This is a genomic window from Micromonospora sp. NPDC005305, assembly GCF_040607315.1.
In the GTDB taxonomy this organism is placed as follows: Bacteria; Actinomycetota; Actinomycetes; order Mycobacteriales; family Micromonosporaceae; genus Micromonospora.
The window spans coordinates 70,728-92,076 of sequence record NZ_JBEXGL010000015.1 but is presented as its reverse complement, the minus strand read 5'-3'; the positions used below and the strand labels follow the sequence as shown (position 1 = coordinate 92,076).

Annotated in this window: 20 protein-coding genes; 14 read left to right on the top strand and 6 right to left on the bottom strand. The window is 71.8% G+C overall.

What is annotated here, in order from left to right; genetic code table 11:
• Nucleotides 1–33: 33 nt before the first annotated feature.
• The 3 genes from ABZS80_RS23485 to ABZS80_RS23475 form a co-directional block, all read right to left on the bottom strand.
• The gene (locus ABZS80_RS23485) at nucleotides 34–591 is read right to left on the bottom strand and encodes a DUF6114 domain-containing protein (protein WP_355058993.1); all 558 of its coding nucleotides are present in this window, start codon (nucleotides 589–591) and stop codon (nucleotides 34–36) included.
• Between the two features lies 1 nt (nucleotide 592).
• On the bottom strand, nucleotides 593–1,222 hold the full coding sequence (locus ABZS80_RS23480) for a DUF6230 family protein (RefSeq protein ID WP_151464342.1): 630 nt from the start codon (nucleotides 1,220–1,222) through the stop codon (nucleotides 593–595).
• A 204-nt stretch (nucleotides 1,223–1,426) separates the two neighbouring features.
• Nucleotides 1,427–2,191, bottom strand: coding sequence for a TetR/AcrR family transcriptional regulator (locus ABZS80_RS23475; protein WP_355058991.1), 765 nt, complete (start codon nucleotides 2,189–2,191; stop codon nucleotides 1,427–1,429).
• A 397-nt stretch (nucleotides 2,192–2,588) separates the two neighbouring features.
• Between ABZS80_RS23475 and ABZS80_RS23470 the strand changes: the two genes are divergently transcribed.
• Nucleotides 2,589–3,275, top strand: coding sequence for a Tat pathway signal sequence domain protein (locus ABZS80_RS23470; protein WP_355058989.1), 687 nt, complete (start codon nucleotides 2,589–2,591; stop codon nucleotides 3,273–3,275).
• Nucleotides 3,276–3,334: 59 nt separating this feature from the next.
• Here the strand turns inward: ABZS80_RS23470 and ABZS80_RS23465 are convergent, their stop codons facing one another.
• Complete coding sequence (locus tag ABZS80_RS23465) at nucleotides 3,335–4,312, bottom strand: hypothetical protein (protein ID WP_355058987.1); 978 nt, start codon at nucleotides 4,310–4,312, stop codon at nucleotides 3,335–3,337.
• Nucleotides 4,313–4,456: 144 nt separating this feature from the next.
• Between ABZS80_RS23465 and ABZS80_RS23460 the strand changes: the two genes are divergently transcribed.
• The 5 genes from ABZS80_RS23460 (at nucleotide 4,457) to ABZS80_RS23440 (ending at nucleotide 9,652) form a co-directional block, all read left to right on the top strand.
• Nucleotides 4,457–5,035: an IS607 family transposase gene (locus tag ABZS80_RS23460; RefSeq protein ID WP_355058985.1), complete on the top strand. Its 579-nt coding sequence runs from the start codon at nucleotides 4,457–4,459 to the stop codon at nucleotides 5,033–5,035.
• Nucleotides 5,036–5,336: 301 nt separating this feature from the next.
• A complete protein-coding gene (locus tag ABZS80_RS23455; RefSeq protein WP_355058983.1) occupies nucleotides 5,337–5,855 on the top strand; it encodes a helix-turn-helix domain-containing protein in 519 nt (172 codons plus the stop codon).
• Nucleotides 5,856–6,339: 484 nt separating this feature from the next.
• Entirely contained in the window at nucleotides 6,340–6,753 is a 414-nt protein-coding gene (locus tag ABZS80_RS23450) for a hypothetical protein (protein ID WP_355058981.1), read from the top strand.
• Between the two features lie 104 nt (nucleotides 6,754–6,857).
• Nucleotides 6,858–8,165 (top strand): aspartate aminotransferase family protein, encoded by a 1,308-nt coding sequence (locus ABZS80_RS23445; RefSeq protein ID WP_355058979.1) that lies wholly within the window; start codon nucleotides 6,858–6,860, stop codon nucleotides 8,163–8,165.
• On the top strand, nucleotides 8,162–9,652 hold the full coding sequence (locus ABZS80_RS23440) for a CoA-acylating methylmalonate-semialdehyde dehydrogenase (RefSeq protein WP_355058977.1): 1,491 nt from the start codon (nucleotides 8,162–8,164) through the stop codon (nucleotides 9,650–9,652). The genes ABZS80_RS23445 and ABZS80_RS23440 overlap by 4 nt, the downstream gene beginning before the upstream one ends.
• Here the strand turns inward: ABZS80_RS23440 and ABZS80_RS23435 are convergent.
• On the bottom strand, nucleotides 9,624–11,009 hold the full coding sequence (locus ABZS80_RS23435; protein WP_355058975.1) for an acyltransferase: 1,386 nt from the start codon (nucleotides 11,007–11,009) through the stop codon (nucleotides 9,624–9,626). The two genes, ABZS80_RS23440 and ABZS80_RS23435, sit on opposite strands and share 29 nt — an antisense overlap.
• A 173-nt stretch (nucleotides 11,010–11,182) precedes the next feature.
• Here ABZS80_RS23435 and ngcE (ABZS80_RS23430) point away from each other — a divergent pair, with 173 nt between their 5' ends.
• The 4 genes from ngcE (ABZS80_RS23430) to ABZS80_RS23415 all read left to right on the top strand — a co-directional run bounded on the left by ngcE (ABZS80_RS23430) (nucleotide 11,183) and on the right by ABZS80_RS23415 (nucleotide 15,095).
• Nucleotides 11,183–12,601, top strand: a complete 1,419-nt coding sequence (gene ngcE, locus ABZS80_RS23430) for an N-acetylglucosamine/diacetylchitobiose ABC transporter substrate-binding protein (protein ID WP_355058973.1) — start codon at nucleotides 11,183–11,185, stop codon at nucleotides 12,599–12,601.
• Nucleotides 12,602–12,667: 66 nt separating this feature from the next.
• A complete protein-coding gene (locus ABZS80_RS23425) occupies nucleotides 12,668–13,576 on the top strand; it encodes a sugar ABC transporter permease (RefSeq protein ID WP_355058971.1) in 909 nt (302 codons plus the stop codon).
• On the top strand, nucleotides 13,573–14,481 hold the full coding sequence (locus ABZS80_RS23420; RefSeq protein WP_355058969.1) for a carbohydrate ABC transporter permease: 909 nt from the start codon (nucleotides 13,573–13,575) through the stop codon (nucleotides 14,479–14,481). Before ABZS80_RS23425 ends, ABZS80_RS23420 begins: the two co-directional genes overlap by 4 nt.
• Before the next feature lie 86 nt (nucleotides 14,482–14,567).
• Nucleotides 14,568–15,095: a hypothetical protein gene (locus ABZS80_RS23415; RefSeq protein WP_355058967.1), complete on the top strand. Its 528-nt coding sequence runs from the start codon at nucleotides 14,568–14,570 to the stop codon at nucleotides 15,093–15,095.
• 922 nt (nucleotides 15,096–16,017) lie between these two features.
• On the opposite strand, the gene ABZS80_RS23410 is transcribed toward ABZS80_RS23415, so the two are convergent.
• Nucleotides 16,018–17,004: a BadF/BadG/BcrA/BcrD ATPase family protein gene (locus ABZS80_RS23410; RefSeq protein ID WP_355058965.1), complete on the bottom strand. Its 987-nt coding sequence runs from the start codon at nucleotides 17,002–17,004 to the stop codon at nucleotides 16,018–16,020.
• A 153-nt stretch (nucleotides 17,005–17,157) separates the two neighbouring features.
• Between ABZS80_RS23410 and ABZS80_RS23405 the strand changes: the two genes are divergently transcribed.
• The 4 genes from ABZS80_RS23405 to ABZS80_RS23390 are packed head-to-tail and all read left to right on the top strand — an operon-like array spanning nucleotide 17,158 to nucleotide 21,271.
• Entirely contained in the window at nucleotides 17,158–18,120 is a 963-nt protein-coding gene (locus ABZS80_RS23405) for a MurR/RpiR family transcriptional regulator (RefSeq protein ID WP_355058963.1), read from the top strand.
• Nucleotides 18,117–18,866: an SIS domain-containing protein gene (locus ABZS80_RS23400; RefSeq protein WP_355058961.1), complete on the top strand. Its 750-nt coding sequence runs from the start codon at nucleotides 18,117–18,119 to the stop codon at nucleotides 18,864–18,866. The genes ABZS80_RS23405 and ABZS80_RS23400 overlap by 4 nt, the downstream gene beginning before the upstream one ends.
• Before the next feature lie 25 nt (nucleotides 18,867–18,891).
• Entirely contained in the window at nucleotides 18,892–20,307 is a 1,416-nt protein-coding gene (gene ngcE, locus ABZS80_RS23395) for an N-acetylglucosamine/diacetylchitobiose ABC transporter substrate-binding protein (protein ID WP_355058959.1), read from the top strand.
• A 22-nt stretch (nucleotides 20,308–20,329) separates the two neighbouring features.
• Nucleotides 20,330–21,271 (top strand): sugar ABC transporter permease, encoded by a 942-nt coding sequence (locus tag ABZS80_RS23390; protein WP_355058957.1) that lies wholly within the window; start codon nucleotides 20,330–20,332, stop codon nucleotides 21,269–21,271.
• Nucleotides 21,272–21,349: the final 78 nt, after the last annotated feature.

Sequence of the window (21,349 nt, the reverse complement as noted above, 5' to 3'; positions counted from 1 at the left end):
TCCGGGCGATCGGCCGGGCCCGCTTCCGCTGACTCAGCGCCGGTCGCCCGGCGCCGCCTCCGGCCTGCCCACCCGGGCCTCCGCCTCTGCCGGGCCGGTCTGCGCCGGGAGGCCCGCAACCGGGTCCGGCTCCGCGACCGCGCCCGCCGGCGTCTCCTCGTCCCGCGGCGCCGCCGGCCGGGCGGTCCGGGGCTGCTTGGCCGGAGTCCAGGCGAAGGCGAGCGCCCCGCCGACCAGGGCGAGCAGCATGCCGACCAGGAAGCCGCCCAGGTTCGAGGTCAGCCAGGACACCAGCCCGAGCACCAGGGTGAGCAGCGCGTAGAAGACCCGTTGCTGCGGCGTGGCGATCAGCAGCACCCCGCAGAGCACGAGGACGACCGGCACCAGGTACGCGGCCAGCCCCTGCGGCCCGACGTGCAGCAGCACGCCGAGCGGGGCCCGCAGCGTCAGGAGCATCTCGGCGCCGCCGAGCGCGACCAGCACCCCGGCGGCGAACGGGCGGCCCCGCCGCCAGCGGCGCCAGCGCCCGCCGGAGCGGCTGACGGCCGGCGCCTCCGCCGCCTCCGCCGCCTCGTGTCGTCCGGCGGTCATGTCAGCACCCGTCGGAGCTGAACGCCATGTGCAGGTTGGGCAGGGTGAAGACGGCGGCCGTGGTGGCGTAGTTGTTCTGCCGCAGGTTGGTGATGGTCACCGTGTCGGCCTGCTGGGCGAAGACGCCCGGGTTGCCGCGCACGCCGGGCACCTGGTCGACGGTGCTGGCGTCCTGCCCGACGTTGATGTTCCTGAACGACGCGTTGCCGGCGACCTCGTCGCCGTCGACCACGAGGGTGCGGGCGGTGACCGGTTTGCCGGCGCCGCCGGCCGTGATCCGCAGGTTGATGCCGCCCAGGCTGATGCTCTGGCAGAGGTTGGTCAGTTCGGCCTTGTCGATCGCCGAGACGATCACCACGACCTGGCCGCCGGTGTCGCCCTGGTTGGGGCTGTCCGGGATCATCTGGTCGAGCGTGGCGAACTGCTCGAACCCGGTGCCGGTGAGCTTGTCGGCGGTGACGGTGAACGGCATTCCGGAGATGGCGAACTGCGCGCCGAGCACGCCCTGCGCGGTCAGCACGACCATGCCGGCCGCGCCCGCCACGACGGTGCCCATGGTGACGGCGAACCGGCGCCAGCGCACGCCGCTGCGCGGCGGCTCGGGGTCGTGCGGTGCGATCTGCTCCGACATGGCGGCTCTCCTTTTCGAGATCAATTCATCGACGACGATGCGGGATGAGATCTGAATTGGTTCGCAGAATTCCTCGCGCGGGGGGGCGCACGGCCGAAGTTACCGCTGGGTAAAGAGCGGGTCAACGGCGCGTAGCAGTTCGTTGGACGGCATGTGCGAATTGCGGCCAAAGTGAAAAACCGCTGCGGTTTTCGACGCCGCAGGTCAGGAGTGCGCGGTCGGCGCGCACGGGGCGGCGGCGCTGGGGCCGTCGTCCGGGTGGACCGGCCGGATCGCCCGCACCGCGCCGTCGGTGCCGAGGAACGGGGCGGTGGCCGCGTAGGTGAGCACCGGCAGCAGCAGGGGCAGGTCCTCCGCCCGGTCCTGCGCGACCCGGGCGCGGATGGTCGCGTGGATGCCGCCGACCACCGTGGACACCAGCGTCTCCCGGTCCACGCCGGCGGCGGCCGGCCCGGGGCCGGCATCGGCGAAGAACCGGCGGAAGCTGCCCAGCAGGGCGTCCCGCTCCCGGCGGGCGTCGGGGCCGGCCGCGTCCACCTCGACCAGTGCCATGCGGGCGAACGCCGGCACGCTGGCGAGGACCTCCAGCAGGGTGCGCAGCGCGGCGCGGGCCGCGTCCGGCCAGGCCGGCCCCGCCTCGCGGTAGGCACTCTCCATGAGCTGCGACACCACCGCGATGCCGTGCCGGTAGGCGGCGAGGAACGCGTCCTCCTTGCCGGTGAAGAGGGCGTAGAAGGCGGGTCGGGTCACCCCGGCGGCGTGGCAGATGTCGCTGACCCGGGCGTTGTCGTAGCCCCTCGTGGCCACCTCCTGCACCAGCCCGTCGAAGAGGCGGTCGCGCTGGGTGGCCGCCACCACCTCGGCGGAGACCTGGCGCGGGCCGCGCTTGATGGCGCGGTCCGGGTCGCGGCCGGGGCGCGCGCCGGGCAGCGGGACCGGCACCAGTTGCGGGCGGTGCTGCGTGGTCAACTTATCGACCTCCCTGGATGCATTGACTTTACGACCCTCCGGGGTTTACAACTATCTGCACCCTGAGTTGACGCACCCGTCACCGTTGGTGACCTCCCCGGATGGTCACCCCGGCACGTCGAAGGAGGGCTCGATGGCTGCCATTATCACCGAGCGCGAGTGCCCTCCCAAGACCGGAAAGGCGCAGGTGACGCGGCTCGGCCGCAGTGCACCACGCCGACCCGGCCGCTGACGTCGCGGCAGCTCCACCACCGCCCGGCGGCCGGACGTGCCGCCCGGCGTCCTCCAGCGCGTCCGTCCAGCCCGGACGGCCGCGTTCACCGCCCGGCCGTCCCCGCCGGGCGCGGACCGCCTGCGCGGTCCGAGCATCCCCGTCCCACCGCCGGAAGGAAGAACCATGCCCAGGTACGGACGAATCGGCGCGGGCCTCGCCGCCCTGGCGCTGCTGACCGGTGTGGTCGGCGCCGCCCCCGCCGTCGCCGCCCCCTCGTCGTCGCTCGCCAGCGCCGTGCTCACCTACCCGACCCCGGCCGGCACCGCCGTCGCCGTCAACGACGCCATCCAGGCCAGCCTGAAGACCGGCACCAACGCCACCTTCTACTCCTCGGCCACCGGCAACACCGGCGTGCGGTGCGCCGCGTCCAGCTTCAGCGCCACGGTGCTGAGCAACCCGCCCGCACCGGGCACCGCCACCGAGAGCCTCACCGGGCAGAGCTTCACCAGCTGCACCACCAACGTGTTCGGCACCACCGGGGTGCAGAGCGTGACGGTGAACAACCTGCCGTACGCCACGTCGGTCACCAGCGGCGGCGTCGTCACCATCTCCGGCACGGCGACCGCGCCGATCCAGAGCACGGTCGTGCTGAACAGCCTGCTCGGCACGATCACCTGCGTCTACCGGACCGGCACGAACACCCTCACCGGCACGGCGGCCAACGCCACCAACTCCATCACCTTCACCAACCAGGTGCTGACCAAGTCCTCCGGGCCCAGCCTCTGCTTCGGCACCGCGTACTTCAGCGCCACGTACTCGCCGGTGCGGGACACCAGCAGGACCGGCACGCCGGCGGTCTACGTCAACTGACCACCCGTCCACGGGCCGGTGCGCGGTGGTTCGCCGGGCACCGGCCCCGCCGTGCGCGGTCAGCCGGCCGCGAGCGCCGCGTGCAGGGCGCGCATGGACCGGACCGCCGAACGGATCTCCTGGAGATAGCGCCCCGCCGTGAGGGTGGGCTCCGGCACGGGGACCGGCGCGGCAAGCGCCGGGTCCACCCCGACCGTGTCGATCCCGCAGCCGAACGGCACGGCGAGGGTGCGCAGCGCGTCGCAGTGCTGGAACGGCACGTAGATCGGTGCGGTCACCATGAGCACCGGATCGCCGACCCGCAGCCGGACGTGCTCGGCCCAGAACCGCTGGGTGTCGGCGGTGTGCGCCCGGCGGCGGTCCGGCTCGCCGGAGGGGGCGGCGAGCACCCGGACCGGGGGCAGCCCGACCGGCCGGTAGGTGCGCGAGGACCAGGCCCGGTGCGGGTCGTCCGCGGTCTCGCAGGTCTCCTCGGCCGGCGCCGCCACCCCGAACGCCAGGCGCACCCCGGCGTCGAGGGCGTCGACCTCGGTGGCGCAGCCGTGCACCCCGACCTCGGCGAGCAGCCGCGACTCGACCGGGGAGAGGGCCCGGAAGCTGCCCAGCACCGCCACCTCGCCGGCCACCCCGGCGCCCGTCCGGGCCAGGTGCGCGGCGTACGCGGTGCGCCGCAGGCAGGCGTGCGCCAGGCCACCGAGGACCAGCAGGTGCGCGTACCGGGGCAGGGCGGGTGGGAGGGACCGGACCAGGCCCAGCGCGCTCGCCGCGTCGTGCACCAGCCCGACCGTGGCCGGGTCGAACGCCGGCTCCCGGGCGTCGGGGCGTTCCCGCCCGCCCCGGAAGTCCCAGTGCCGGGCGGAGAAGTCGTCCAGCCCGGCCAGCACCGCGCCCAGGTCACCGGCCGGCCAGTCGCCGCCGAAGTGCCCGACCAGGGCCCGCATCGGGGGCGAACCCACCCAGGCCCCGATCCCCGCCGCGAGGTCCGCCCGGGTCGTCCCCGCCGCGCCGGCCGGCAGCGCCACCTCCGTCGTCCGCACCCGGCGGATGCTACCGGCGGCGAGCGCGTGCCGACCGACCGGAGTCGGCCCGCACCTGCACGTCAACCTCGTGGTCTGGGACGGGTCGAGCTGCTGGCAGGGGCTGTCAACAGCTGTCCACTGATGATGCTTTATGATGCGTGAGTGAACTTGAAGCAGTGGGCGGAGCGCGAGGGCGTGCACCACGTCACCGCATACCGGTGGTTCCGGGAAGGCCGGCTACCCGTCCCCGCTCGCAAGGTCGGACGGCTGATCCTGGTGGAGGTGTCGGGCTCGACGGAGCCCGTCACGGAGTCGGTCGTTGTGTATGCGCGGGTGTCCTCGGCGGACCAGCGCGCCGACCTGGACCGCCAGGTTGCCCGGGTGACCGGGTGGGCCACTGGCCAAGGGCTGGCGGTGTCGCGTGTGGTGACCGAGGTCGGTTCCGCACTCAATGGACACCGGAAGAAGTTCCTCGCCCTGCTGCGTGATGCGTCGGTCACCACGATCGTGGTGGAACATCGCGACAGGTTCGCTCGCTTCGGTGCCGAGTATGTCGAGGCGGCGCTGGCTGCGCAGGGGCGGCGCCTCTTGGTCGTCGACCCCGCGGAGGTTGACGACGACCTGGTCCGGGACGTGACCGAAATTCTGACCAGCCTCGGCGCCCGCCTGTACGGGCGTCGTGAGGCGGCGAGCCGTGCCCGCCGTGCAGTTCAGGCCGTCACCGGAGCGGGCGCGCGCTGATGGCCGCAGGGAAGGTCGTGGTGAGGTGCAACGGCTGCGCGAAGACGCAGACGCTCAGACCGTCCAGGATTGAGCCGTGTGACGGCTACTACTGCACACCCGAGCACGGGCCGAAGGACGACCAGCCCCCAGGGCTGGTACGTGAGCAGATCATCAACGCTGCCGGCGGATTTTGGGGTTGGCGTGACGTCGTGCCGACCCAGGAGGACATGGACGCGATCGGCCGTGCTCGGGCGATCATGGCTCTCGGCCAGGCCAAGCAGATCGTCGACGAGGCCGTGGGTGGCGTCGCGTGAAGGTGATGCAGGCCTACCGCTTCGCCCTGGACCTAACCCCCGGTCAGGAGCGAGACCTCGCCCGTCACGCTGGTGCGGCAAGGAAGGCTCACAACTGGGCGCTGGACCGGGTGAAGGCGGTGATGGCGCAGCGGGCCGCCGAACGTTCCTACGGCATCGGCGACGATCAGCTCACCCCGGCCGTTGGTTGGACGCTGCCGGCGCTGCGACGTGAGTGGAACCAAGTCAAGGACGAGGTGGCGCCGTGGTGGCGGGAGTGCTCGAAGGAGGCGTACAACACCGGCCTGGATGCGCTCGCCCGCGCGTTGAAGAACTGGTCCGACTCCCGCTGCGGCAAACGCGCCGGTCGGCCGGTCGGTTTCCCGCGGCGCAAGTCGAAGCGCCGCACGACCCCGTCCGTGCGATTCACCACCGGAGTCATCCGCGTCGCGCCCGACCGCAAGCATGTGACCCTGCCCCGGTTGGGAACGATCAAGCTACACGAGTCCGCCCGCAAGCTGGCCCGCCGGCGGCGAGATCAGTGAGCACGAGTTCTCCGTCCACCCGGCCGACGTGGAGCGGCTGACCCGGATCTTCCGGCTCTGCGCCGACATCGCCACCTTCCCGGGCTGACCGCCATGACGTGGACCGCGGTGCTGCTGGTGACCGCCGTGGTCTGGGCGGTCAGCGTGGTCCGCTCGGTGCGGGTGCGGGCCTTCGTCTACAGCCTGCCGCTGCCGATGACCCTGGCCCTGGTCACCACCGGGCACCGGGTGGACGGGCCGCAGCTGCTCGGCGTGGTCGGCCTCAACCTCTTCTTCGTCACGGTGGCGGTCACCCACCGCCGGCTGCGCTGGCCGATCCTCCCGGCCGACCTGGCCGGCGTCGTGGTCTACGTGGCGCTCAGCGCCGATGTGCTGGCGGTGCCGGTGCCGTTCGAGGCGGCGCTGGCCGGCACCGTGGTGCTCTGGGTGCTGACCATGGTGCTGCTGCGCCGCCGGCCCGTCGTCGCGCCGCCCCCCCGATCCCGTGGCGGCCCGGCCGGCCGGTCTCGCCGCGCCGGTCAAGCTGGCGGTGATCTTCGTCGGCGCGCTGCTCACCGGGCTGCTCGGCGAGCTGCTGCGCGGCATGGTCGTCACCTTCCCGTACTCCGGGGTGCTGGTCGCCGTCGAGGCCCGCCGCCAGCTCGCCGAGTTCAGCCGGCACTTCGCCCGCAACAGCCTGGCCCTGGTCGGCTTCCTCGCCGGCCACCACTACCTGCAGGACACCTCGCCGGTCCTCGCCCTGGCCGCCGGTTGGGCCGCCTTCGCGCTGGTCGCCGGCGCCCTGCACCTGCCTCGCGTGTCTGCGTTGCTGCGGATCGAGTGGCCGATGAGCCGCCTGACCAGCGGAAGGGCGAGCCATGGCCGGATTTTGCTCCGGAAACCGCAGCAGAACGGTTGACGTGGTGTCAGGCGGGCGACCCCGCTGCGCTACACAGTGACAGTTGTCCCTGCCTCCCCGTGATGAGAGCGTGCGGGGACCAACCGCCGCTGAAGGGTGCGCCGATGACCTCCGACGACCTGCTGGCCCGACACCGGGCCGTGCTCCCGTCCTGGATGCCGCTCTACTACGCCGAACCGCTCGAACTGGTCTCCGGCTCCGGCCGCCGGGTAACCGACGCGGCCGGCCGCACCTACCTGGACTTCTTCGGCGGCGTGCTGACCAACATGATCGGCTACGACATCCCGGAGATCCGGGAGGCGGTCGAACGGCAGGTGCGCACCGGCATCGTGCACAGCTCGACGCTCTACCTGATCCGGCAGCAGGTCGAGCTGGCCGAGAAGGTCGCCCGGCTCTCCGGCATCCCGGACGCCCGGGTCTTCTTCACCAACTCCGGCACCGAGGCCAACGAGGCGGCCCTGCTGGTCGCCACCAACTACCGCCGCTCCCACCAGATCCTCGCCGTGCGCAACAGCTACCACGGCCGGTCGTACGCGGCCATGGGCGTCACCGGCAACCGGGGCTGGTCGGCCAGCGCGCTCAACCCGCTCCAGGTGGCCTGGCTGCACTCCGGCGAGCGGCTGCGCGGCCTGCTGGCCCGGCTCGACGAGGACGACCGGATCGACGCGGCGGTGGAGGACCTGCGCGAGGTGCTCGCCACCCAGACCGCCGGCGACGTGGCGTGCCTCATCGCCGAGCCGATCCAGGGCGTCGGCGGCTTCGTGCACGGCCCGGACGGGCTCTTCGCCGCCTGGAAGAAGGTGCTCGACGAGCACGGCATCCTGCTCGTCTCCGACGAGGTGCAGACCGGCTGGGGCCGCACCGGCGAGCATTTCTGGGGCTACCAGGCGCACGGCGTCACCCCGGACCTGCTCACCTTCGCCAAGGGCGTCGGCAACGGTTTCGCCCTGGCCGGCGTGGTCGGCCGGGCCGACGTGCTGGAGTCGGTGCCGGCCATCAGCTTCTCCACCTTCGGCGGCAACCCGGTCTCCGCGGCGGCCGGCAACGCCGTCCTCGACTACCTGCTCGACCACGACCTCCAGGCCAACGCGGCGCGGGTCGGCGCGATCCTCGGCGACGGCCTGCGCGCCGCCACCGCCGACCTCGACGCCGTCGCCGAGGTCCGCGGCAAGGGCCTCATGCTCGGCGTCGAGTTCGTCCGGCCGGGCACCACCGAGCCGGACCCGGCGCTCACCACCCGGGTCTTCGAGGCATGCCGGGAGGGCGGCCTCCTCGTCGGCAAGGGCGGCCTGCACGGCAACGTGGTGCGGATGGGCCCACCGCTGACCCTCACCGAGGACGAGGCCCGCGAGGGCCTGGCCATCCTGGTCGAGGCCATCCGCTCATCCGTCCCCGCGGAGGTGACCGCATGAACCAGATCGGGCATTTCGTCGACGGCAAGCGGATCACGGGGGACTCCGAGCGGCGCGGGGACGTCTTCGACCCGGCCACCGGTCGGCGTACCGGGCAGGTGGCGCTGGCCTCCGCCGCCGACGTGGCGGGCGCCGTCGAGGCCGCCGAGCGGGCCGCCCGGACCTGGCGGGACGCCTCGCTGGCCAAGCGGACGGCCGTCATGTTCGCCTTCCGCGAGCTGGTCAACGCCCGGCGCGACCGGCTCGCCGAGGTGATCACCGCCGAGCACGGCAAGGTGCTCGCGGACGCCGCCGGCGAGGTGCAGCGCGGCCTCGAGGTGATCGAGTACGCCTGCGGCATCCCCTCGGCGCTGCGCGGCGGCTTCAGCGAGAACGTCTCCACCGAGGTCGACTCGTACAGCCTGCGGCAGCCGCTCGGCGTGGTGGCGGTGATCTCCCCGTTCAACTTCCCGGTGATGGTGCCGCTCTGGTTCGTCCCGGTCGCCGTGGCCTGCGGCAACGCCGTGGTGCTCAAGCCCAGCGAGAAGGACCCGAGCGCGGCGCTGCTGCTGGCCGAGTGGTTCACCGAGGCCGGGCTGCCGGACGGCGTGCTCAACGTGGTCAACGGCGACAAGGAGGCGGTCGACGCCCTGCTCGACCACCCGGGCGTCAAGGCGGTGTCGTTCGTCGGCTCCACCCCGGTGGCCCGGTACGTGCACCAGCGCGGCTCGCTGGCCGGCAAGCGGGTGCAGGCCCTCGGCGGGGCGAAGAACCACATGGTGGTGCTCCCCGACGCCGACCTGGACCTGGCCGCCGACGCGGCGGTCAACGCCGGGTTCGGCTCGGCGGGGGAGCGGTGCATGGCGATCTCCGCCCTGGTCGCGGTGGAGCCGGTGGCCGACGCGCTGGTCGCCCGCATCGCCGAGCGGATGGGCCGGCTGCGCACCGGGGACGGCCGGCGTGGCTGCGACATGGGCCCGCTGGTCACCGCCGCGCACGCCGAGCGGGTCCGCTCCTACGTGGAGTCCGGCGTCGCGGCCGGCGCCGTGCCGGTGGTGGACGGGCGGGAGGTCACCCCGGACGGGGACGCCGACGGGTTCTGGCTGGGCCCGACCCTCTTCGACCACGTCACCCCGGACATGTCCATCTACACCGACGAGATCTTCGGCCCGGTGCTCAGCGTGGTCCGGGTCGGCTCGTACGACGAGGCGGTCGAGCTGGTCAATGCCAACCCGTACGGCAACGGCACGGCGATCTTCACCAACGACGGCGGGGCCGCCCGGCGCTACCAGCACGAGGTGGAGGTCGGCATGATCGGCGTCAACGTGCCGATCCCGGTGCCGATGGCCTACTACTCCTTCGGCGGCTGGAAGGCCTCCCTGTTCGGTGACCTGCACGCGCACGGCGCCGACGGCGTCGCCTTCTTCACCCGGGGCAAGGTGGTCACCAGCCGCTGGCTCGACCCGCGCCACGGCGGGGTCAACCTCGGCTTCCCCACCCAGACCTGAGCAGCCGCAGCACCCCCGCCCCGGCCAGGTACGCCACCAGCGCCGGGGCGGGCAGCCCCAGCGGCTCCGGTGCGCTCTTGCGGGCGAGGCTGTTCAGGAGCAGCCCGGCGACCAGCCCGGCGTACCCGAGGACGGCCAGCGCGGTGCGGAGCCGGCGGGCGCCCTCGCCGGCCGGAGCGGTCGCGGGCGGGCGGCGGGTGCGGGCCTCGATCGGGCCGAACACGGCGACCAGCGCGGCCAGCACCACGGTGAGGGCGAGCAGCCAGGGGATGCGCCAGCCCCACCAGGCGGCCGAGCCGACCGGAGGGGTGGGCAGCGCGCCGAGGGCGTCGAGCAGCCCGACCAGCAGCACGGCCGCGGTCAGGTGCCAGAGGAAGACGGTGAGCACCACGGCGTTCACCGCGATCACCGCCCGCCAGGGGCGGGGCCGGCGCAGCCAGCGTCCGGCCGGCTCCCGCAGCAGCAGGATCAGCCCGAGCTGGGCGGTGGCCACGGCCAGCAGCGCGAGGCTCGGCGGCGCCGTGTTGTCCAGGCGCTCGCCGGGCACGTTCAACATCGCCACCGGGTACGGGCCGACCAGCGTCAGCAGGACCACCGCGACCAGCCCAGTGGCGAGCAGCGCCGTCCCGGCGGTGCGGGAGAGCGGCAGCCGGCGCCGCCGCAGGCCGCGCGGCTCGGGCGCCTCGCCCCGGGAGCGCTCCTGGGTGCGGCTGTCGTACCAGGCGAAGCCGAGCTGATGGACGGCCAGCCAGCCGAACAGGTAGTTGCCCGTCGCGAGCCCCGACGGGCCCCAGATCCGGCCCGCATCGCCGAGCGCCACCAGGCCGACCAGCACGACGGGCACGGCGAGCCCGAAGCGGCGGTGCAGTGCGTACATGGGCGGGGTCAGCGGCACCACCACGAGGTAGGCCGCCAGGAACCACAGCGGGATGGTGGCGAACCAGACGACGGTGCGGACCTGCGCCGGGTCGGCGCCGCGCAGCGTGGCCACCGCGGCGCCGGCCGCCAGCACCACCAGCAGCGCGGTGGTCGGCCGGACCAGCCGGGCGCTGCGGTCGACCAGCCACCCGGTGGGGGTGCCGCCGCGGCGCCGGCGGGCGGCCAGCGAGGCGGCGTTGGCATAGCCGCCGACCAGGAAGAACACCGGTATCACCTGGGCCACCCAGGTCAGCGGCCAGGCCCACGGCAGGTCGCCGAGGGCGGAGTGGCCGGCGGGGCGGCCGGCGCGGTCGTACCCGATGACGGTCACGCCCCAGTGGCCGAGCACGACCATGGTGATGGCGAGCGCCCGGAGCAGGTCGACGTAGCGCTCCCGAGTAACCGGCGTGCGCTCGGCGAGCTGCCGCAGGCGGCGCATGGGCCCAGGCTATGCCAGCGGCCACCGACCGGTATGAATAACGGTTCGGTCCTGAGGTCTTGTGGTCCGCGCCGCGCTGCCGTAGAAATTCTTCAGCAACATCACGTTGAGTGAAGACAAGCGACAGCTGACACCTCAGAGCCTCGACGTTCACCCGAAACCGAGGAGATGCGATGAACAGGCGTGAGATCCTCCGGCGCACCGCTGCGGCGGGACTGCTGGCCACCCCCGCCGCCGGCCTGCTCGCCGGCTGTGCCACCTCCGGTGGCGACGACGACAAGGGCGACTCCGGCGCCTACAAGGGCACCAAGAGCGAGCAGAACCCGCTCGGCGTCAAGGAGGACGCCCCGCTCGAGGTGGTGATCTTCAACGGCGGCTTCGGCGAGGGGTACGCGAAGGCCCACGAGGCCATGTACAAGGAGAAGTACCCGAAGGCGAAGATCACGCACTCGGCCACCCAGGAGATCAACAAGACTCTCCAGCCGCGCTTCGTCGACGGCACCCCGCCGGACGTGGTGAACAACTCCGGCGCCGGTCAGATCGACTTCAACGGTCTGGTCTCGCAGAACGCCATCGCCGACCTGGGCGACCTGCTCGCCGCGCCCAGCCTGGACATCCCCGGCAAGTCGGTGAAGGACACCCTGCTCCCCGGCGCCGTCGAGGTCGGTTCGTACGACGGCAAGTTCATGGTCCTGAACTACACGTACACCGCCTACGGCATCTGGTACTCCACCAAGACCTTCACCGAGCGCAACTGGCAGTACGCGAAGACCTGGGACGAGCACATCGCGCTCTGCAAGCAGATCAAGGCCGCCGGGATCGCCCCCTGGACGTACGCGGGCAAGCACCCCCGCTACATGAGCTGGCCGCTGATCGCCACCGCGATCAAGTTCGGCGGGCCGTCGGTGGGGGTCGCGATCGACAACCTCGAACCGAACGCCTGGAAGTCCGACGCCATGAAGGCGGCGGCCGACGCCTGGTACCAGATCGTCAAGGACAAGTACATCCTGGACGGTTCGCCGGGCCTGGACCACGTCCAGTCGCAGACCGCCTGGTGCCAGGGCAAGGCCGCCTTCATCTCCTGCGGCTCCTGGCTGGAGAGTGAGCAGGCGAAGGTGACCCCGGCCGGCTTCAACATGACCATCGCGCCGACGCCGAGCCTGGGCAGCGGCGACAAGCTGCCGTTCGAGGCGATCCGGGGCACCGCGGGCGAGCCGTTCATGGTGCCGGCGAAGGCCAAGAACGTCGCCGGCGGCCTGGAGTACTTCCGGACGATGCTCTCCAAGAAGGGCGCGCAGGACTTCACGAAGAAGGTCTCCAGCCTGACCGTGGTGGCCGGCGCGACCGACGGGGTCACGCTGCCCTTCGGCCTGACCAGCGTGGTCAAGGCGCTGGAGGCGTCCGGCAGCAACGGCTTCAACTGGGTCTACAACAACTACTACCGCAAGCTCGAGCGCGAGCTGGTCGACGCCGCCTGCGGCGAGTTCTTCAGCGGCCGGAGCACCCCGGCCGAGTTCCTCGACCAGTGCCAGAAGGGCGCGGACTCGATCGCCCAGGACAGCTCGATCAAGAAGTACAAGCGGGCTGCGTAACATCCGGCCGGTGGGGGCGGCCCGTCCGCCCCCACCGTTCCGCCGCTGGGGGAGTAGGTCCATCTCGTGAGACACGGCAAGTACCCGCTGATCATCACCTTCCTGGTGCCACCGCTGCTGCTCTACGGCATCTTCGTGCTGTCGCCGTACCTGCAGACGTTCCAGATCTCCACCACCAACTGGCTCGGCTACTCCGCGAAGGCCGACCCGGTGGGGATGGCCAACTTCCGGACGCTGCTGCACGACGGCCACGTGTGGAACGCGATCAAGAACAACGCGATCATGCTCGCCGTGGTGCCGGTGCTCACCATCGGGCTCGGACTGTTCTTCGCCACCATGCTCAACATGGGTGGCCGCAAGGGGCGGGCCGGGGTCACCGGCGTCCGGGGCACCTCCGTCTACCGGATGGTCTACTTCTTCCCGCAGGTGCTGTCGGTGGTGATCATCGCCTTGCTCTGGAAGGAGGTCTACCACCCCAACAACGGCCTGCTCAACGGCGCGTTGCGGGCCTTGGGCCTGCCGGCGCCGACGTGGCTGGGCGATCCGCGCACGGCATTCTGGTGCGTGCTGGCGGTGATGGTCTGGAGCAACGTGGGCTTCTACGTGGTGCTCTTCGGCGCCGCCATGTCCGCCATTCCGCGGGACATCTACGAGGCGGTGATGCTCGACGGGGCATCACGGTGGACGACCCTGCGCCGGATCACCGTGCCGCTGCTCTGGGACACCGTGCAGGTCGCCTGGATCTACCTGGCCATCGCCGCGCTGGACGGCTTCATCCTGGTCCAGCAGATGACCAACGGCGGCCCCAACTTCTCGTCCGACGTGATCGGCCTGCGCATGTACGAGACGGCGTTCGGCAGCGAGAGCAAGTTCGGGTACGCCTCCGCCATCGGTGTGGTGATGCTGTTCCTGACCCTGTCGGTCGCGGTGCTGGCGCTGCGTACCGCCCGCCGTGATCGGATCGAATACTCGTGACCACGCTGGATCGGCACACCACGACGGAGACTGAGAAGCCCGGGGCCGCCCGTGGCGCGGACCGGCGGCTGCGCCGCGAACTGGGCGTCGCCAACCTCTTCTCGCACGGCTTCCTGCTGCTCTGGGCGGCGCTGACCGCGCTGCCGCTGCTGTGGATGTTCCTCAGTTCGTTCAAGAGCGACGGCGAGATCCTCTCCGACCCCTGGGGCCTGCCGGGGGCGCTGCGCTTCGAGAACTGGTCCCGGGCCTGGACCGAGGCGCACATCGGCCGGTACTTCCTGAACAGCGGCATCGTGGTGGCCGGCTCGCTCACCCTCACCATGCTGCTCGGCGCCACGGCGGCGTACGTCTTCGCCCGGTACGAGTTCCGGGGCCGGCAGGTCGTCTACTACCTGTTCGTCGGCGGGATGATGTTCCCGGTGTTCCTCGCCCTCGTGCCGCTGTTCTTCGTGGTGCGCAACGCCGGCCTGTTCGGCAGTTGGACCGGGCTGATCCTGGTCTACGCCGCCTACTCGCTGCCCTTCACGGTCTTCTTCCTGACCGCCTTCTTCCGGACGCTGCCGACGTCGATCGCCGAGGCGGCGCTCATCGACGGCTGCGGGCACTTCCGGCTCTTCTTCCGGGTGATGCTGCCGATGGCGCGTCCAGGATTGATCAGCGTGGCGCTCTTCAACTTCCTCAACCACTGGAACCAGTTCATCCTGCCGCAGGTGCTGATGCAGGGCGACGACTCCAAGTGGGTGCTGGCGCAGGGCCTCACCGCGCTCGCCGTCAGCCAGGGCTACCAGGGCGACTTCAGCGGCCTGTTCGCCGGCCTGACCATCGCCACCCTGCCGGTGCTCGCGGTGTACGTCGCGTTCCAGCGGCAGATCCAGACCGGCCTCACCGCCGGGCAGCTCAAGTGAGGTCGTTGCCACAGGCAACGGGGCAGCGCGACCGCTGAGGGCTCCTCTATCGTGGGCCGGCACCTTCACCGATCGACAGGAATCACATGTTTGAACTTGTCTACGAGCTCCTGCTTATTCTCGGCGGCATCGCGATGGTCGCGATCGGCATCGCCATCAAAGAGCAGAGCACGGGCTCTCGGATTTTGAATGTCGTCGTGGGCCTCGGCTTCTTCGGCTACGGCTTCTACCTGATGTTCCTCGCGCCCGTGGGCAGTAGGTACACGATTTTCTTCTACGCCTTCATCCTGCCGATCCTGCTGATCGTGCGGGCCGTGAAGGCCCGCAAGGAGGCCCGCGAGCAGGCCGCCGCGCACCAGTTCGCCGGCGCGCCTCAGCCCGGCCAGTTCGCCCCGTCGGCCCCGGCCCAGTCGGGCCAGGGTTGGCCGGCCCCGCAGGGTCAGCCCGCCCCCTACGGCCAGGCGCCCCAGGGACAGCCCGGCCAGGCCCCGCACCAGCCCGGCCACCCGGCGCCGCAGGCGCCCTACGGCCAGCCGGCCCCCCAGGGTCAGTACGGCCAGCCTCAGGGCCAGTACGGCCAGCCGCAGGCGCAGCCTGGCCACCCGAACGCCTGAACCTCGCACCGCGGCAGCGGGCTGGTCGACGCGCTGTCGACCGGCCCGCTGTTCCGTTCCGGCTCCCGCCCAACGCGGCCAGGTCGCGTTCGCCGTCGAGGCCGTCGCCGTCGCGCAGTCCTGGGGCGCCGGGTCGGCGCGAGCCGGCCGGTCCGGCTCGCGTGGCTGACCGATTTTGACCATCGATTCGCACAGGCTCACGTCGCGGTGGCGGGCATCACGTACCTTCATCGCGGCCAGGCGCCCCGCGCCTTCCCACCGGCCGCTGATCCCTGCGCCGCGCCCTGACGAGCTGAGTCGTTCGTGATGTCACCGTCCGACAGCGTCCCCGCCGCCGCGACACGGGCCGGCGGAGCACCCGCCCGGCCGCCCACCAGATCTTGACGACTTACCGTCAGCAGCGGACAGCAACTCGCCAAGATCCGGCGGACCTCGACGCCCGAGACGCGATTCGCGGCGCGCGAGGCGGCTCGGGGATAGCTCACGAGCTGCTAGGAACTTGATGACGTGGGTGACTCACTCGACCTGATGACGCGGGCGATTCAGCGGGCTCGCCCAAACGGCGCTGGGATGAGTCACTTACGACATCAAGTTGCTAGGCGCTGAGCAGAAGGCGGCCGACCCGCAGGTGCCTCCCGAGCGCCGTTAAGCCGACATCGGCAACGACGTGGGTTCGCTGGCCGAGCGCGCCCGGCGGGATCCTCTTCGTGCCGGTTCATCGACGGCACGATCTCCGGCCGCCGCCGGGTCGGCATCCAGGTCGCACTCCCGCGGCCGCAGCGGGACGGTCGGCGGTTCCCCCCAAGGCGCGTCACGGCCGCCGAGTAGCGGCGTAGGCCGCCGGGTGCAGGTGCAGGACCCGGGGTGCAGTGCGGGCCGAGGGGTCAGGGCGGCGGGACGAGCAGGGCGGCGGGACCAGGGGTCAGGGCGGCGGGACGAGCAGGGCGTGCAGTGTCGCCGGGTCGGCGACCTCGGGCAGGTCGCGAGCGGCTAGCCAGGCGGCTGCCGCCGCTCCGTCGCCGGCGCTGTGCAAAGGGGCGGCCGGCCACCGGCGGGCGAGTTCCCGGCGCACCGCGGCGGCCAGCGGGGTGTCCCCGGTGAGCAGGCCGCCGCCGAGCACCACCGGGTCGGTCGCGTCGGGCGGCCGGATGCGGGAGACGCTCTCGGCCAGCAGCGCGGCCGCCTCCGCGACCAGGGCCAGGCCGGTCGGCTCGCCGTCCCGGGCCGCGGCGACGACCAGCGGCGCGAGTCGAGCCAGCTCGACCGGTGGTCGCCGGGTCACCGCCTGCACCACCGTGTCGGCGGTCGCGCGGGGGCGGGCGGCGACCTCGGCGCTGCCGGTCAGGTCGGCGAGGACCTGGCGGGCCAGGTCGCCGGGCGGCTGGGCGCGGTCCAGGTCGGTGAGGAGCCTGCGGACCGCCTCGCGGCCCAGCCAGAATCCGGAACCGGCGTCGCCGAGCAGCCAGCCGTGGCCGTCGGCGGTCCGGTCGAGGCGCATGTCGTGCACCTGGGCGGCGATGGCTCCGGTGCCGGCGATGAGCACGGTGCCGTCCGGGGCCGCCGTGCCGGAGGCGTACGCGACGAGGGCGTCGCCGTGGACCGTGTAGGGGCAGCGCAGGCCCGCGTCGGCCCAGGCGTGGTCGAAGGCGGCCCGGCCCTGCGGGTCGGCGAGGAGCCGGCCGGCCCCGGCCAGCCCGATGACGCCGCCGCGGACCCGGGCCGGGTCGACGTCGGCGAGCGCGGCGCGCAGCGCGGTGAGGAGTTCGGCGGCGGCCCGGTCGGCGCCGTGGCTGGTCGGGTTGCCCCCGCCGGCCCGGCCGGCGCCGAGGCGTACCCCGTCGAGGCTGAGGGCGGCGGCGCGGGTGGACGTACCCCCGACGTCGAGGCCGACCACGACGGTGTCCGACATCCCCTCATGCTGGTCGGCCGGGCTTCAGGACGCAAGATCCCGCCTGTGCGCCAGGTAACAGTTTGAAAACTTCGCCCACGGCCTTGACACGGAGGGGCCTTCAGTAAGAAATTTTACCACTAACAGTTAACACTCTTTTCCGAAAGGCGTCCCATGGTTGATCACGAGGTGGACACCCCCGCGGGGACCGCGGTGGTCGACGCCGACGCGGTCGACCGGCGGGGTGCGATGGCCGTCTCCTCCGACGGCGTGCTGGCCAGGGTCCGGGCCGGGGCGGGGGAGCTGACGGGGGCGTTGCGCCGGGTCGCCGAGCACGTGCTCAGTGACCCGGAGGCGGCCGCCCGGGCCACCATCGTCGAGTTGGCCGAGCGCAGCGGCACCTCACCGGCCACCATCACCCGGTTCTGCCGGGCCATGGGCTTTGAGGGCTACGCCGACCTGCGGCTCGGCATCGCCGCGGAGACCGGCCGGGCCCGCTCGGCGGGCTGGACGGTCGACATCGGCCGGGAGATCCAGCCCAGCGACCCGCTGTCCCGGGTGCTCGACCAGATCATGGCCGCCGACACCCGGGCCATGCACGACACCGCCGCGCTGCTCGACCTCGGCGAGGTGGAGCGGGCGGCCGTGGCCATCGCCGGAGCCAGCCGGGTGAACATCTTCGGCGCCAGCGGCAGCGCCCTGGTCGGCGAGGAGATGCAGTTCAGCCTGCACCGCATCGGGGTGGCCGCCTGGGCCTGGAGCGACGTGCACGAGGGGCTGGCGAGCGCCGCGCTGCTCGGCGTCGGCGACGTCGCGCTCGGCATCTCGCACACCGGGCAGACCCGGGAGACCATCGAGATGCTCGCGGAGGCGGGCAGCCGGGGGGCGACCACGGTCGCGCTGACCGGCTTCCCCCGCTCGCCGCTGGCCGAGCTGGCCGACATCGTGCTGGTCACCGCCAGCCAGGCCACCACCTTCCGGCCCGACGCGCTCTCCGCGCGGCACCCCCAGCTCGTCGTGCTCGACCTGCTCTACATCGCGGTGGCGCAGCGCACCCACGACCGCGCCCACGCGGCCTTCCGGCGTACCGCACAGGCCGTCGACGGGCACAAGGCCGAGAAGGGGGCCACCTCATGATCAGTGCCCAGCGGTACGCGGACGCTGTCCGCCCGGTGCTCGACCGGTTGGTCGACACCCAGTCGGAGGCGGTCGACCGGGCGGCCGACGTGATCGCCGGCGGCCTGCGTGCCGGCGGGGTGCTCCAGGCGTTCGGCGCCGGGCACTCCGAGGCGTTCGCCGCCGAGCTGGTGGCCCGCGCCGGCGGCCTGGTCCCGACCAACCGGCTCTCCCTGCACGACCTCGTGCTGCACGGCGGCGCGCCCCGCGACGTGCTCGCCGACCCCAAGCTGGAACGCGACCCGGCCGTGGCGCACCAGCTCTTCGCCCTGGCGGCGCCGCAGCCGGAGGACGTTTTCGTGGTCGCCTCCCAGTCCGGCATCAACGGCTCGGTCGTCGAGCTGGCGACGCTGGTCCGGGAACACGGCCACCCCCTGATCGCGGTCACCTCGGTCGAGCACACCGCACGGGTCGCCCCGCGGCACCCGTCCGGTCACCGGCTCGCCGACCTCGCCGACGTCGTGCTGGACAACGGCGCGCCGTACGGTGACGCACTGCTGCCGCTCGAGGGCGGCGGCGCGGTCTGTGCGGTCTCGTCGGTCACCGCGGCGCTGCTGGCGCAGCTGCTGACCGCCGAGGTCGTACGACGGTTCCACCAGGCCGGGGAGGTACCCCCTATCTACCTCTCCGCCAACGTCCCCGGTGGGGACGAGCACAACCTCGCCCTCGAGTCGCGGTACGCCGGGCGCCTCCGGCGGACCGCCTGACCCGACACCACAAGGAGAGACAAAGATGTCGGTTTCCCCCGAGAACATCGGTGACCTCAGTCGCCGGACCCTGCTCCAGCGGGCCGCCGCGGCCGGCCTCCTCGCCGCCCCGGCGATGGGCCTGCTCAGCGCCTGCGCCGGCAGCGAGCCGAGCAAGTCCGACAACGGCGGCGGCGCGGCCAAGAGCAAGGACAACCCGTTCGGTGTGAAGGACGGCAGCGCCGTCAAGGTGGTCATCTTCAACGGCGGCCTGGGCGACCAGTGGGCCAAGGAAGACAAGGTCATCTTCAGCGCCAAGCACCCGAACGTCACGGTCAACATGTCGTCGACGCAGAAGATCAAGACCGAAGAGCAGCCGAAGATGGCGACGCAGCCGAGTGACCTGGTCATGAACTCGGGCGCCGACATGATGGACCGCAGCACCCTGATCAACGAGGGCGCCATCGAGCCGCTCGACGACCTGCTCACCGCGCCCGCCTGGGACAGCGAGGGCACGGTGGCGGACTCGCTGCTGCCGGGCACGGTCGGCGACGGCACCCAGAACGGCAAGTTCTACGTCGTGAACGTGGCGTACACGGTGTGGGGCAACTGGTACAACGCGGCGCTGTTCAAGAAGGAGGGTTGGCAGGCGCCGACCACCTGGGACGAGTTCTTCGCGCTGGCCCCGAAGATCAAGGCCAAGGGCATGGCCCCGTACGTGCACGACGCGCTCCACGGCTACTACCCGCGCTGGGGGCTCATGGCGAGCATCTGGAAGACGGCCGGCAAGCAGGTCATCGTCGACATCGACAACCTGAAGGAGAACGCCTGGAAGGCCGACGGCGTGCTCAAGGCGCTGGAGCCGTGGGAGAAGCTCGTCAAGGACAAGCTGCTCCTCCCGGGCAAGCTCGACCACACCCAGTCGCAGCAGGCCTGGCTCGACGGCAAGGCGGCGTTCATCCAGGTCGGCACCTGGCTGAAGAACGAGATGGCGGCGACCATCCCGCCGGGCTTCGAGCTGACCCTGTCCGACTACTGGCACAACGCGGACGACAAGGCGCCGAAGGACGTGTTCGCCGCGTCCGGTGAGGGCTTCGTCGTGCCGAGCAAGGCCCCCAACAAGGAGGCCGCGAAGGAGTTCCTGCGGGCGATGCTGTCGAAGGCCGGTTCGGCCAAGTTCGCCGAGCTGACCAAGTCGCTGGCCTCCACCAAGGGCTCCGGCGACAACGTGCAGGACACGGCGCTCGCCAGCGCCAACGCCCTGATGAAGAACGGTGGCACCGAGCTGATCTCGGTCAAGTTCCAGGACTTCTACGCCGACCTGGACAAGGAGAGCCAGAACCTCTCCGAGGAGCTGATGGCCGGCCGGCTCACCGCGCAGCAGTTCGTCGACAAGATGCAGGCGGCCGCCGACAAGGTCGCCAAGGACTCGTCGATCAAGAAGCAGACCCGCACCGCCTGATCCGACGGAGAGAGTGAGTCCTATGCGGCACGGAGTCGCGCGTTTCGTCACGGGCTTCCTGGCCCTGCCCGTCGCGCTGTACCTGTTCTACGTGGTGTGGCCGTTCGTGCAGGCGGCGGGATATTCGCTGACCGACTGGGGTGGGTACTCGGACTCCCAGCGCTTCGTCGGGCTGGACAACTACGTCCGGCTGCTCTCTGACGAACTGATCCGGAAGGCGTTCTGGCACAACGTTTTCTTCCTGGTCACCGTGCCGCTGTTCACCATCGCGCTGGCCCTGTTCCTCGCGTTCCTGCTCAACGTGGGCGGACGCGAGGACAGGGCCGGCATCCGCGGGGTGTTCGGCTCGGCCCTCTACAAGGTCATTTTCTTCTTCCCGCAGGTGCTGTCGCTGGTGGTCATCGCCGTCATGTGGCAGCAGATCTACCGGACCGACAGCCAGGGCCTGATCAACGGCCTGCTCGTCAAGATCGGGTTGGTCGACGCCGACAACCCGATCGCCTTCACCGCCGACCCGGAGCCGTTCCTCGGCATCCCCGCGGTGCTGTGGTGGCTGCTGCTCATTGCGGTGTGGAGCGGCGCCGGCTTCTACATGGTGCTGTTCTCCGCGGCCATGCAGTCGATCCCGAAGGACATCTACGAGGCGGCGATCCTCGACGGGGCGGGCCGGTTCCACACGTTCTTCCGGGTCACCCTGCCGCTGCTCCGGGACACCATCTCGGTGGCCTGGGTCTACCTGGGCTTCATCGCCCTGGACATGTACGCCCTGGTCTTCGTCATGACGCCGAGCCAGGGCGGCCCGAACCACGCGAGCGAGATCTTCGCCTCGGTGATCCAGTTCAACGCGTTCCAGAAGGGCCAGTTCGGCTACGCCTGCGCGATCGCCGTGGCGCTGGCCATCTTCACCATCCTGCTGGCCGCCGTCCAGCTGAGGATCACCCGTCGTGAGCGGATCGAGTTCTGAGGAGGCCTGGACGATGAGCACGGTGACCCACACCTCCGACCAGAGGCGACCCGGCGCGACGCCGCCGGTCGGTCCCGC

Bases quoted from the DNA above. Each gene is read 5' to 3' on its own strand.
- ABZS80_RS23485 (WP_355058993.1), bottom strand. From the start codon at position 591: ATGACCGCCGGACGACACGAGGCGGCGGAGGCGGCGGAGGCGCCGGCC.
- ABZS80_RS23480 (WP_151464342.1), bottom strand. From the start codon at position 1,222: ATGTCGGAGCAGATCGCACCGCACGACCCCGAGCCGCCGCGCAGCGGC.
- ABZS80_RS23470 (WP_355058989.1), top strand. From the start codon at position 2,589: ATGCCCAGGTACGGACGAATCGGCGCGGGCCTCGCCGCCCTGGCGCTG.
- ABZS80_RS23455 (WP_355058983.1), top strand. From the start codon at position 5,337: ATGCAGGCCTACCGCTTCGCCCTGGACCTAACCCCCGGTCAGGAGCGA.
- ABZS80_RS23445 (WP_355058979.1), top strand. From the start codon at position 6,858: ATGACCTCCGACGACCTGCTGGCCCGACACCGGGCCGTGCTCCCGTCC.
- ABZS80_RS23440 (WP_355058977.1), top strand. From the start codon at position 8,162: ATGAACCAGATCGGGCATTTCGTCGACGGCAAGCGGATCACGGGGGAC.
- ABZS80_RS23435 (WP_355058975.1), bottom strand. From the start codon at position 11,009: ATGCGCCGCCTGCGGCAGCTCGCCGAGCGCACGCCGGTTACTCGGGAG.
- ngcE (WP_355058973.1), top strand. From the start codon at position 11,183: ATGAACAGGCGTGAGATCCTCCGGCGCACCGCTGCGGCGGGACTGCTG.
- ABZS80_RS23415 (WP_355058967.1), top strand. From the start codon at position 14,568: ATGTTTGAACTTGTCTACGAGCTCCTGCTTATTCTCGGCGGCATCGCG.
- ABZS80_RS23410 (WP_355058965.1), bottom strand. From the start codon at position 17,004: ATGTCGGACACCGTCGTGGTCGGCCTCGACGTCGGGGGTACGTCCACC.
- ABZS80_RS23405 (WP_355058963.1), top strand. From the start codon at position 17,158: ATGGTTGATCACGAGGTGGACACCCCCGCGGGGACCGCGGTGGTCGAC.
- ABZS80_RS23400 (WP_355058961.1), top strand. From the start codon at position 18,117: ATGATCAGTGCCCAGCGGTACGCGGACGCTGTCCGCCCGGTGCTCGAC.
- ngcE (WP_355058959.1), top strand. From the start codon at position 18,892: ATGTCGGTTTCCCCCGAGAACATCGGTGACCTCAGTCGCCGGACCCTG.
- ABZS80_RS23390 (WP_355058957.1), top strand. From the start codon at position 20,330: ATGCGGCACGGAGTCGCGCGTTTCGTCACGGGCTTCCTGGCCCTGCCC.